Raw genomic sequence first — 12,103 nt, 5'->3', positions numbered from 1 at the left:
GGTATATAGGAATGACTACTGAAATAAGAAAATTCAATAGCACACGCCGCAGGTTTCTCGATATGGTATCGAAGGCAGGCGTTTCTTCTGCGCTTTGGAAAGCCTCCCCTTTTGTTGGCGGCGCCATGATTAACCGCGCAGCCCAAGCCGCTGGCGAAACCAAACGCTTTATTGCTTTTAGCTACCCGGCTGGCGCACCGCAAGGCTCTTGGTTGCCTTCAAGCCCAGGCTCAATGAACCAATGCACGCAGCCACTACTGGATGTTGCACGTTACTGCCAATTTAAACTCGTTAACGTTATTGGTGGTGGCCACGGCGCGGCGCATGCTGCAATGAACATTGGCTCGCGCGACAGCTTTGATGTTCAGATGGCACGCCTTATCAGTGCAGACACCCCCTACCAAGGCCTTAATTTAGGCGTGCGCTGTACCACCCCCACCGACCTTATCGGCCGCCGTGGTGGTCAGCCCATCGTGCCAGAAAGCGACCCGCAAGCCGCTTACAACCAATTGTTTGGTGGCCCACCTCCGGGCGGCGCAGCACAGGCTTTGTACCTTAAGCAAAAATCGATTCTCGATACCAACAAGGCGGCGCTTGACGAGCTAATGAAAAAGCTCGGCTCGGAAGAAAAATCCCGCTTAGAAACCCACTTTGCAGCGCTCGAGCGAATCGACAAGCGCCTTAACGATGCCAGCCAATTTGTCCCGCCAGCAGGCTGTGCCGATCCACAAATGGCTTCGCAAAACGCTACCGACAATGCCGGCGGCTGCAAAAGCGAAATTATGCTGATGTCCGATATTGCCATTACCGCCATGAAGTGTGGCTTAAGTAACGTGGCCACTATTCAGCTGGACGATAGCCAAAGTAACTGGCGCTACGAAGGTAGCTTTACCGAAGCCCACCACCAAACCTGCCACGGCCGAAGCCGTAACGATGTAATCACCATTACCCGTTACATTAACGAAGCCGTTGCTTACACCATCAAAACCCTTGCCGAAACAGACGACCCAGCAGGCGGCAAGATGATTGATAATACCGTCTTCCTACAAGTAACCGACCAAGACGGCATTAGCCACACCACAGGCGGCTGCCCGAATATTCTGGCAACCAATATGAGCGGCTTCCCATCCGGGGTTGGCGGTGGCAGCTCTAACCGCGCCTTGATGAACGACATTGCTCAAGGCTTTGGTTTAGGCGGCTTACAAAGCTCTGGCCATATGACGGACATTATGAAAAACGAGAACGTCGTTTAAAACGACAGCGCTAACGCTGTTAATGTAAAGGCCTAGCTGCTCTGCGAGCACTAGGCCTTTTTTATTCGCTTAGCGCATTTATCGCGCGCGGCCTTAGAGCGCCTCTAAAAATAGTAATTTTTGTGTGAGAGCAAGGAAGCACCGCCCGGAGAGCCACAGTTTACGTGGTGTAAATGAGGACTCGAGGACGGAGCTGACGCCGCTATCGCGGAAAAAGTGCATTTTTAGAGATGCTCTTAGTTTAATCCGCCGATAATAGACTTTACCCTTACAGTGCAGTATCACAACAATTCAACCCGATGAGCCTATTACTATGAGAAGCGGCCTTATACTTTTAGCGTTTTTGCTAACAGCCTGTGGCGGGAATACCGCAACGCCCCCTTCTAGCAGCGAAGGCAACGCTAGCAGTAGCGCTAAGTACCCACACCCCCTAAACGATACCGGCACAGATTACTGCCGCAATGCCAACGGGTTCAGCGTCTATTGCCTAGTCGCTGGCGTGCAAGATGGCAATACTGGCCGCGATTTTCAAGCTAATACCCGCACACTCCACAAAACAGGCGATGGTCCACAGGGTTTTGATTGGTCCAAACTCTCGATGACCGGCACCCCAACCAACGAGCCGCAATGGGCCTGTATTCACGACAATCACACCGGCTTGCGCTGGGAAGTAAAATCGGGTGATGCCAATAGCCCACACTACGTCGGTTTAAAATATTCGTGGTTTGATGACGACAACAGCCGCAATGGCGCAGAACCCGGCCTAGAAAACACCGACGATTGCAATGGCATTGCCTGTAATACCAAAGCCTACATTGAAGCGCTAAACGCCATGGCCTACTGCGGCAGCAACCGCTGGCGCCTACCGACGGTTAATGAGCTAATGAGCCTTGTGGTTTCTACAAACTTGGACCTCGTCGTCGATACCGACTACTTCCCCAATACCAAAAACGACCAATACTGGAGCAACCAAACCTATGCCCCCGCGCGGTTGCGGGCTTGGTATTTATACTTTAGCGACGGCAGCACTGGCAGCACCATTAAAGAGGCGCCCAACTACGTGCGCTTAGTCGCCGATGGAGAATCGCTATGAGGTTTCGAACCGTTAAATCCGCGCTCGTTTTATTCGCCGTTAGCTGGCAATCCTGCGCCTTTGCTACCTGCCTAACCAGCTTGCAACAACAAGCCCCTACAGAACGCTACACACTGAATAACGCAACGGCTATCGATACCCATACCGGTTTAATGTGGCTGCGCTGCCCACTCGGGCAACAATGGGCACCCGTTAAAAACCGCTGCGAGCAAGACACCAGCCAACCGCTCGCCACCACATGGGGCGAAGCCGTAACACTGGCAGCTAGTGCTGAAGCCGGTGGTTTTAACGATTGGAGGCTACCCAACAAATCCGAGCTTAGCTCGCTTGTCGATCGCGCCTGCACCGGCCCAGCAATTAATGAGGCGGTGTTCCCCGGTACCTTAAATTCAGGCTATTGGTCCAGCACCCCCGGCCGCCGAGAGGAAGGTTACGCATGGCATGTCGATTTCACCACCGGCATTATGCTGCCGCGTGAGATTGAAGCTGTGTTTGGGATTTATTTGGTGCGAAGTATTTGAACCTAAAAACCGCAGTTGAACCATCAAAGTCTACGCATCCCCTTGGTGCACCTGACGCGCGATAAAAATGATTCATCACCAATAAGGTGACTACACATTTTTACTACACGCCATACACACCAACGGAATACGCATCTTTTTGACTATCAACTGCGGTTTCTAGGTTGAATGGGCTTTACTCAAGCCCACCCTACTCGTTGACTGTAATAGCCAAGACCTAAGCTGAAAGAAATAATGGCTAGGGTTCGGCGTTAGTGTTGTGGGTGTCCTCGATGGCATTTGTCAATTGGCATGCGGGATGGTTTGTTTGCAAACGCTCGCTTAGTTCAATACCTATCTGGTGCTACGACCAATTACGTCGGTGCTCGAAAAATCATTAACGGCCAAGACCATGCCAGCCAAATTGCTAAAACAGCCACGGACCTTGAGCAGTTAATTTTCGCATCTACGCAAAGCGCTATCATTACTCCTAACTTTAAACAAGCCTATGCCCACTATGCTTAAGATCATATCGCACCTATTCGCAACATTAATCACCACAACCGCCTGCGCACAACAACTCGCCAGCGAACAGAAAAGTACTGTCACTAGCAAGCCGGACCTTAATAAATTTTTGTTTTGGCAAAGTAAAATCGACAGGCAGGGATGCACTGGTGACGTTGAGGCTCCAGATGAACGGCTAATACGGATCGTTGATTTAACTGCCGATAGAAAGTTATTACAATTTACATGTGACTTCGGCGCTTATCAGGATTCTTACCAAAATTACATAATCGACTCTGCTGGCAATATTCTAGAAACACTTAGTTTTATGGTACCAAGTGAAGATAATTACAAATTACTTAAATCTTCAAAGGTAACTTGGGGCAGTATGATTTTAAATACAGAAAATGAACTTGAACTACTCTATCTATCCGCGGGATCAGGAGCCTGCGGCTATCGCGCAACATACAAAATTGACGCGGTATTATTAGGCACTAGCACTGCACCCTTGGCGGTATATGGCGATATGAATTGTTATAACGGTGAGTTGGTACCAAACTGGCCTAAACTTTCATTGCCCGACTAAACCTAAAAAACGCTCTGCTCTTTGTTAACGGCGTTTAGATGGGCACACACTCTGAATTGTAGCTCCACGTTGGAAGCATTGCTATATACCGCACTTATCATCGAGCAAGACAGCCGACCCTATCAATGTCATTAACTTAAGGCAAGTTAAGCGGTAGGCGGTGATTTTTCAGGACCCTCACGCGCCGGGCCTTACAGGATAGTAAGGGGGAGAAAACGCAGGAGCATGTTTTCCAGAGCGCGTGCGGAGCGTCCATGGATTGGCTTGCTTGAGCGAGTCCAGAAAAATTGTCGGCTGCCGCTAAGTTAATGACATTGCCAACCCTATAACTGGTACCACAACCACCTACGAGTGGGCGCCCACGAAGAGCAACTCCCAAGCCACAATAATGAGTGACTGTCCCTCGTTGGGACTTTTTAGACTCCTGCCCTGATCGCTGGGGTCGCTTACTCATGAAGCGTCGGGCACCGCTATCATCAAACTGTCTTGCAGCCTTTCTACAATCTTGCTACTTAATTACCCCAGAGGAGCAAGACATGCCCAGCCTCCCCCCGTTTTCCACGACACAATCCGATGGTGAATTAGCCAGCCTGCTCGATACCCTTAAAGGTTTGCAGCAGCATTTGTTGCGTGAAGAAGCGAAGCAGCAGCGCTCGATTGATCAAGTCCACCCTAACTACACTGCCAGCGCTAAAAACCTTGTGCATTACCTGGCACTACGCCAGCTGGACTTGTCGGAGCTTCAACACCAGCTAGCGCAGCTGGGGCTATCTTCTCTCGGTCGCTCAGAGGCACACGTGATGGCGACTTTGAATGCGGTGACTTCCCGTGTTGCCGAGCATTTAGGTGTTGCGGTTAACTCACAGAGTGGTTTTACCAGCTATAACGTGGGTAACCAAAAGCTGGAAGACAATACCCGGCGTTTGTTTGGTACTAAACCCAGCGAGCGCGATACCCGCGTGATGGTGACTATGCCGGCGGAGGCTGCCGAGCGCCCTGAGCTTATCGCTTCTTTATTGATGGCGGGCATGAATTGCATCCGCATTAATTGTGCACACGATAACGCGAAGACCTGGGGCAAGATGGCGGATAACTTGCGCTTGGCTAAACAGGCATTAGCGTCGCAGTCGGCATCGGCACCTGAGTGCAAAATTGCTATGGACCTGGGTGGCCCCAAAATTCGCACGGGTGCCATAACACCCGGCCCTGCAGTGATTAAGGTTTCGCCCAAGCGTGATAAGTTTGGCGGCGTATTGGCGCCAGCCCAAATCTGGCTGAGCGCCTCTGAGCATGCCACGACAGATTACACGCGGCCAGAGCGCGAACCTTGTGCGCACGTGCTAGTGCCCCACCATTGGTTACAAGAAGTACAAGCATTAGCAGGTAAGGCAAAGGAACCTAAGTTTGGCAAAATCACTCTGGTGGATAGCCGTGGCGCTGACCGTCGCTTAACGGTGACGAGTATTGCGCCGGACGGCATTTGGGTGGAGTGCTTTAACACAGTCTATTTCACTAACGGGACTTTCCTCAATTACATGCAGCATGGCGAGCGCCTGTGTATTGGCGAGTTAACGGATATACCACCGCTTGAGCAAAATGTTGTGGTACACAAGAGTGATGCACTTTGGTTATTGCCAGCTGGTGAAGTGGGTGCGCCAGCACAATATGCCAATGGCCGCTGTATTCGCGAGGCTGGTGTTAGCTGTAGCTTGGCAGGTGTGCTGAATATGGTGCGTACCGGTGAACCTATTTGGTTTGATGACGGCAAGATCGGCGGTGTATTTGAGGAGGTGAGCCCCGAGCGAGCTTTAGTCCGCATTACGCACGCCAGTGCTAACGGCAGTAAAATCCGCTCAGATAAGGGCATCAACTTGCCACAAAGCCAATTAATGTTGGGCGCGTTAACGTCTAAAGATATTCGTGACTTAGCGTTTGCGGCCAACGAAGCCGATATCGTGAACTTGTCGTTTGTGAATTCACCTAACGATATTAGTGAGTTATATGCTCACCTGGATATTCATACGCAGGGGCGTGAAGTAAAACCTGCGGTGGTGCTTAAGATTGAAACTCAAAAAGCTTTCGAAAATTTACCCGCACTTTTACTCACCGCAATGCGCTACCCAAATACTGGGGTGATGATTGCCCGCGGAGATTTAGCCGTAGAATGCGGTTTTACGCGTTTGGCAGAATTGCAGGAAGAGATCCTTTGTATGTGCGAAGCGGCTCATATTCCAGTGATTTGGGCCACCCAAGTATTAGAGAGTCTCGCTAAAAAAGGTCTGGCTTCACGGGCTGAGATTAGTGACGCCTCTTTAGGGCATCGCGCGGAATGCATTATGCTTAACAAAGGCCCGCACATTCAAAGCGCCGTACAAACTCTTGTTGCGATACTACGCCGCATGCAAGCGCACCAGCGCAAGAAAGCATCGGTACTCTCGCAGCTGCAAGTCGCCAAAGGTTTTGCCGGCCGATTGGATGAGGAGCTGCTTGAGACGAGCTAGCTTTTTAGAGGCCAAGGTCGCGCTTTCTAGTAATCATCTAGTAATCTAGGACACCGATAGTAATCTAGGACACCCAAAAATAGTAATCTAGGACACCCAAAACGCCGCACTGCCCCAGATAATCGTCGGTGTTATGGGTGTCCCCGATTATTCTTACTCTTACATACCTTTTGCCAATCTTGCTTTGTAAATTCCCAAATTTCGTTTTCTAAATATACTGGATCGACAAATGAAGCCGGCTCTGATCTGATATATTTAGCACCAGTTTTCTCTTTTATTCTTCTCGATTGAATATTACCCTTAGCATTCGAGAAAATAAGTGTATCAAAATTTAGCTGTGCGAAAGCATACTCCGTGATAGGGGCTACAGCTTCAGTCATAATTCCCTGATTCCAGAAAGGCTCCCCCAGCCAAAAACCCCTATTTTCGGGCTTCCCTTCTCGCCATAGATCTACAGCTCCGATTAATTCATTGGGATTTGTTTTTAAATGGATGCCCCATACCCACTTATCTATCCCTTGCCTCGGCACTACCTGAGTATTGATAAACCATTCAACGCCTTCATTGGGGTAAGGCCAAGGAACTGCCGACGACAAGTGCTTAATCACTTCATAATTAACGAAGTACTTTTCGTAAGAAGGTATATCCTCTTCCGTAACTTCAGTCAAAATTAATCTATTGGTAGTAAAAATTGGTAATTTCATATTGATAGCAAGCGCCGCAAGAAGCAGCCGTAGTGTAGGTGTTTAATTTGTACCCGCGTAGCAACCGGCACAAATTAAGCACCAGAACGATGGTCTGCTTGCTAGCTTGGCTATGAGCTTAGTCTTTTATTATAGAAAACCATACCCTCGCTTATTCCATACTCATTCTTTTGGTAGAAATCAGCCGCAGGAAATCCTTTTGCGGTAGCCAAGTATGCGCCTATCACGCCATGAGAAATAAGGCCCTCCTCCAGAAATTTTATTAATCTAGCACCAATACCAGATTTTTGAAGATCTTTATCCACGCACATTTCACGAAGGTAGTACAATTCCCCATCACAGAAAGGCTCTTTATTACCCAACACAAAACCAACCACCCTCCCAGAATTATCTTCAGCCAGAACACCATAGAAACCTTTAGACTCAAAAAAATGATGCAGGCGAATATAAGCCCCTCCGGAGGTCCATGGTTCACTCCAAGGTTCTGATGAGAAAACATGTGCAAAAACACCAGCACAAGACTCCAAATCATTTATTTTAATACTACGAAGATTCATTCTTGGATTGACTCATAACGCTTCAATCAGCTGACACGTTAGCGGTCGACTGCATTGATTTATTAAGCTTTTCGCCTTGCTCGAGCAAGATAAGCATTTCTTTCGCTACCAATGCAGCAGGTGGCAAGAACATTGTTGACACTATGCGCGCATCTATGATGACCTCATGTTTATCGGCAATATTGTCTTTATTGATTGCAAGTGCACCATTTTTACGAAGCTGATCTTCAACGAGAAATGGCAGCAAAGTACCCTGCTTAGCCCAAGACTTCTCAGCCTCCGTCGAGTTAGGAAAGCCCGCAACTCGCTTTCCCTGAACCAAAAACTTGCCATTTTTTAGTTTTACATTCGCGAAAGCGCCAGCTCCGTGTCCACTACTCCCGATCACTCCGCCGCTTTCATAAATTTCCGCCATTATATCAAGTAGCTTTTGATTCGAAGCCACGTCAAACAACGTTCCGTAGCCCCCACCTATAAAGACAGCAGCATAATCCTCAGGGTTAACCTGATTCGGATTCAGTGAGCTATTAGCTCTGTCCAAAAAGCCTTCATACTTTATTGTGTAACTGCTGATACCAAGAGGGTCCATCATAAATGGCACCACTCCTCCGGCCGGAGAAGCAAAATCGACTGCATAGCCATGAGAAATAAAGATATGGTACGGAGGCGCGTATTCCCAAAGGTTATTTCTAGCATCATGCTTATCAGGATCTCCCATATTCTCGAGATTCGAGGCAATGATCAGAATCTTTTTGGCGTCGCCTGCTTGGGCTGGCAGAGCAAACCCGATAAAGATGATGCCTAATACCAAAAATAAATTTTTCATGTTCACTCCATTGATTCAACTTATGCCCAGAATTAGGCTTAACACCTGACTGTGGCGACGTAGTGTAATTGGCTTTTATTTCGCTTAACCAACACAATTAAACAGCTATTTACAGGACATCCAAAACTAATTTGTTTAAAGTGTAATGCCCACCGACGAAAGGCCTCAAACTGTAGATATCACGATTAAGTAATAATACAATTTTTTTCGAAAAAGAGAAGGTTTTGCTATTTACAGGACATCCAAAACTAATTTGTTTAAAGTGTAATCCCACCGACGAAAGGCCTCAAACTGTAGATATCACGATTAAGTAATAATACAATTTTTTTCGAAAAAGAGAAGGTTTTGCATGGGGTGATGTCTATTAGACATCAACTATGAATCCACCAACATAATGGGGGCTGTGTCGCCCGTTCAATGAAGTGGTATCTAACAACCAAACAATCGCCGAGCGGCGCCCAACCCTTTAACCCAGCATTGATCAAGCTTTTCGGCGCAGGGGCGTATCGCATCACCACGGCCAATACAGTGGTGAAAATCGGTTTCGATACGGGGCATATTTTCTAGCCAGTCATCGCAATTAATTTCCAAACGCTTGAGTATTTTAGGTGATGCAAGTGCGATGGCGCCGCTCTTATTGGGTAGAATAGCTCGCCCCGTCCAGTCGATGAGTTCAAGATAATCGCGCCAGTAAAAGGGAATAACACCTGTAGAGCGCTGCCCTTGGTCTACGGAATCGGCAGTGGGAAGGTGATTCTTTTTAGGTGGTTTACAGAAATTGGCCAGCCTAATGGACTTTTTGTCTTTAGCTTTTTTAGCGGGTTTATTCAAAGACTGAATGCGCTGTTGAATGGCCGTAAAGTCACTGGTTTCTGGCAGCTCCGCCATGCCCGCGCGCACAGGGTTTAAATCGACATATGCCATGCAGGTAATAATCGCCTGCTCATCGAGTAAAGCCTGGCTTTTAAAGCGCCCCTCCCAGAAACGGCCAGTGCATTTATCTTCCGCGTTTGCGAGTCGTGCGATATGCTCATTTAAACAACGCATAAACCAGCTAATGCTGCTCAAACGTTTACGCCACTCAGCAACAAGGTCATCGACAAGATATTGCTCTGCTTCATTGATAGGCTGATTTTTTAACACTTTAAGGGCTAATTCATTTCCTTTGAATAACATCATCCAACGTCGAATAACCGTTTTATCACTCCACCTTGCTGCTTTTTCCGAATCAATATGCAGTACCAAATGATAGTGATTTGACAATACTGCGTATGCTGCGATGTCTAGCGCAAATATATCCCCAAGTTCAGCAAGTTTGTCCGATATCCATCCACGACGATGCTCATAGTTTTTACCGCTGTATTTATCTTCGCCCATGAGAAATGAACGTTTAATACAGCGTGAGCAAATATGGAACCAGCTGGTTTGATCTAAAGAGATCAATGTTCTACGCGCTTGAGTCATAAAAACCTCGGTGATAAACACTACCTAGTCATTTAGGTATAGCCAATCACCGAGGTTTTTGCATTACCGTTTATCGGGTTTTGGATGTCCTATCTTTCGTTATCTCCTATCTTTCGTTATCAACATCCGCGACTATCAGCTTTTTCGTCTCGCCAGTGTTATCAATATTGCCGAATATGGTCGCAGTCGCTTCGTTGACTGATTAGCGATCCAACCCAACAGTTGAGTTGAGGTTTGCAAAACCCTTAACCCTGCCCTCCCCGACACGCTTTGCCGCGACTGCCTGCTCGTCAATCGTAGCGTTAACTTTTTGACCGGCTACTTATTAACTAACTTTAAATGTAACAAGCCCGCCACCACAGAACCAATCATTATTGGATAAAGCGCAGCGTGGCTACCGAGAACTGAGTCCTCGCGATCGCGGTTTAATGATTTAAACCTTCAATGTCTTGAACAAAGATTTCGTAAAGGCGTTGTCATTCATCTTTTGGTAATGGTCAGCTGAGTGTGCTGCCTTACACCGTCGATTTAGCCAATTCATAACGATTGAGAACCCGAGCCACGTGCTGTGTCGGCGCTCTCGCTGACTCTGTGATAGCGCCCTTTAACTGTGCCTATTTATTATAATTTTTCTGTGCCTGCACCCATAGTGTCCGTACGCGTACCCTGCAACGGTTGATCAAAATTATTCATTTTGCGGAGTCCCTGCTATGGAAAAAATTCCCGCTGTGCATATACAGGAGATGCCCCCAGTAACGCTGCAGGAGGGTAAATTTCACGTACGGCTGACTAAGGGTTTCTATCAAAACCTGCGACGTTTAACCAGCTGGCCGCTCCTTGCGCTATTTTTTGGCGCAGTCTGGATTCAGCATGACGGCCAACCCTGGATACTCTTTTCTTTCCACAAAAGTCATATGACGTTATTCGGTAACCCCCTGTCTTGGCAGGAGCTGCCTCTGCTAGCGGGCTTGATGATCGCTTGCGCTTTTTTACTGTTTTTTGTCTCTGTGGCATGGGGGCGGGTTTGGTGTGGCTTTGCCTGCCCGCAAAGTATTTGGACTTGGCTTTTTATCCGTATCGAAGACTTTACCGAAGGCAAAGCCAGCAAGCGAGCCCGCGAAGAATCAAAACCGTTTACATTAGCCCGAATATTGCGACGCGCAGCCAAGCATATACTGTGGATGGCGCTAGCACTGGTGACCGCGACGACCTTTAGCGGGTACTTTGTACCTATTCGCGAAATAGTGGGCGGTGCGCTTGACGCCAACTTATCAATAACCACCGCCAGCTGGATTGCAATAATGGCGGCATTAACCTATTTAAATGCCGGATTAGTCCGCGAAAAAATCTGCTTACACGCGTGCCCTTACTCGCGATTTCAAAGCGTAATGTTCGATAACGACACCAAAACCGTGAGCTATGACGCCCTGCGTGGTGAGCCACGGGCAAACCGACGTAAAGGAGAGGCGAATAGCGGAGATTGTGTTGACTGCGAGTTATGCGTGCAAGTGTGCCCCGTAGGCATCGATATTCGCAATGGTTTGCAAGCGGCCTGCATTGACTGCGGAGCCTGCATTGATGCGTGTAATACTGTAATGATGCAGCTCGATCGACCCAAGGGCTTGATTAGATTCGCCTCGGAAGCGGAGCTTCAAGGTAAAAAAAGTCCGTTTATACGGCCACGGCTTGCCAGCTATGCCGCCGTACTCGCCGGTGCTTTTGCGGTAGTTTTTTACGGCTTCACAGACACTGCGCCGCTTAACGTCGATATAAAACGCGACCGAGGCTCCTTGTATAGAGTCGTTAATGGCGACACCGTGTGCAATGTCTATTTGGTGCAAGTCGAAGGCTATATTGAGAATCAGCGGCGCGTGAATATTTCAGTCTCTGGCGAAGGGGAATTTCAACTATTTGGCCCGACCCAGATAATACTTGCCGCAGATGACCCGTACTGGCAACCCTACCGCGTTTGCACTAAGGCAACGAGCAAACCTAAACAAGAGATAATCTTTACCTTTAACGCAGGTGCGGTATCGACGTCAAAGACAACAAATTTCTTATCTCCTAAATAAACATTAATGTTTTTAACTACGCATGCTGGGGCCAATTTATATT

General features: G+C 48.0%; 11 protein-coding genes. 7 read left to right on the top strand and 4 right to left on the bottom strand.

The window, feature by feature from the left end:
* Positions 1 to 11: 11 nt before the first annotated feature.
* The 6 genes from MARGE09_RS00405 to MARGE09_RS00380 all read left to right on the top strand — a co-directional run bounded on the left by MARGE09_RS00405 (position 12) and on the right by MARGE09_RS00380 (position 6,437).
* Positions 12 to 1,253 (top strand): DUF1552 domain-containing protein, encoded by a 1,242-nt coding sequence (locus MARGE09_RS00405; protein WP_236985359.1) that lies wholly within the window; start codon positions 12 to 14, stop codon positions 1,251 to 1,253.
* A 313-nt stretch (positions 1,254 to 1,566) separates the two neighbouring features.
* Positions 1,567 to 2,346, top strand: a complete 780-nt coding sequence (locus tag MARGE09_RS00400) for an Lcl C-terminal domain-containing protein (protein ID WP_236985358.1) — start codon at positions 1,567 to 1,569, stop codon at positions 2,344 to 2,346.
* Complete coding sequence (locus tag MARGE09_RS00395) at positions 2,343 to 2,867, top strand: Lcl C-terminal domain-containing protein (RefSeq protein WP_236985356.1); 525 nt, start codon at positions 2,343 to 2,345, stop codon at positions 2,865 to 2,867. The genes MARGE09_RS00400 and MARGE09_RS00395 overlap by 4 nt, the downstream gene beginning before the upstream one ends.
* A gap of 279 nt (positions 2,868 to 3,146) precedes the next feature.
* A complete protein-coding gene (locus MARGE09_RS00390; RefSeq protein ID WP_236985354.1) occupies positions 3,147 to 3,371 on the top strand; it encodes a hypothetical protein in 225 nt (74 codons plus the stop codon).
* On the top strand, positions 3,364 to 3,936 hold the full coding sequence (locus tag MARGE09_RS00385) for a hypothetical protein (RefSeq protein ID WP_236985353.1): 573 nt from the start codon (positions 3,364 to 3,366) through the stop codon (positions 3,934 to 3,936). The genes MARGE09_RS00390 and MARGE09_RS00385 overlap by 8 nt, the downstream gene beginning before the upstream one ends.
* Before the next feature lie 536 nt (positions 3,937 to 4,472).
* The gene (locus MARGE09_RS00380) at positions 4,473 to 6,437 is read left to right on the top strand and encodes a pyruvate kinase (RefSeq protein ID WP_236985351.1); all 1,965 of its coding nucleotides are present in this window, start codon (positions 4,473 to 4,475) and stop codon (positions 6,435 to 6,437) included.
* 131 nt (positions 6,438 to 6,568) lie between these two features.
* On the opposite strand, the gene MARGE09_RS00375 is transcribed toward MARGE09_RS00380, so the two are convergent.
* The 4 genes from MARGE09_RS00375 to MARGE09_RS00360 all read right to left on the bottom strand — a co-directional run bounded on the left by MARGE09_RS00375 (position 6,569) and on the right by MARGE09_RS00360 (position 9,988).
* Positions 6,569 to 7,141 (bottom strand): GNAT family N-acetyltransferase, encoded by a 573-nt coding sequence (locus MARGE09_RS00375; protein ID WP_236985350.1) that lies wholly within the window; start codon positions 7,139 to 7,141, stop codon positions 6,569 to 6,571.
* A 110-nt stretch (positions 7,142 to 7,251) separates the two neighbouring features.
* Positions 7,252 to 7,698 (bottom strand): GNAT family N-acetyltransferase, encoded by a 447-nt coding sequence (locus MARGE09_RS00370; protein WP_236985348.1) that lies wholly within the window; start codon positions 7,696 to 7,698, stop codon positions 7,252 to 7,254.
* A gap of 22 nt (positions 7,699 to 7,720) precedes the next feature.
* Positions 7,721 to 8,524 carry a type 1 glutamine amidotransferase domain-containing protein gene (locus MARGE09_RS00365; protein WP_236985346.1) on the bottom strand — a complete coding sequence of 268 codons (804 nt, stop codon included), beginning with the start codon at positions 8,522 to 8,524 and terminating at the stop codon, positions 7,721 to 7,723.
* Positions 8,525 to 8,953: 429 nt separating this feature from the next.
* Complete coding sequence (locus MARGE09_RS00360; RefSeq protein ID WP_236985345.1) at positions 8,954 to 9,988, bottom strand: transposase; 1,035 nt, start codon at positions 9,986 to 9,988, stop codon at positions 8,954 to 8,956.
* A 710-nt stretch (positions 9,989 to 10,698) separates the two neighbouring features.
* Between MARGE09_RS00360 and ccoG the strand changes: the two genes are divergently transcribed.
* Entirely contained in the window at positions 10,699 to 12,060 is a 1,362-nt protein-coding gene (gene ccoG, locus MARGE09_RS00355) for a cytochrome c oxidase accessory protein CcoG (protein WP_236985344.1), read from the top strand.
* Positions 12,061 to 12,103: the final 43 nt, after the last annotated feature.

This window comes from Marinagarivorans cellulosilyticus (assembly GCF_021655555.1).
GTDB classification, from domain to species: domain Bacteria; phylum Pseudomonadota; class Gammaproteobacteria; order Pseudomonadales; family Cellvibrionaceae; genus Marinagarivorans; species Marinagarivorans cellulosilyticus.
Note: the sequence above shows the minus strand (reverse complement) of the source record. Positions and strands in the feature narration are given on the sequence as shown.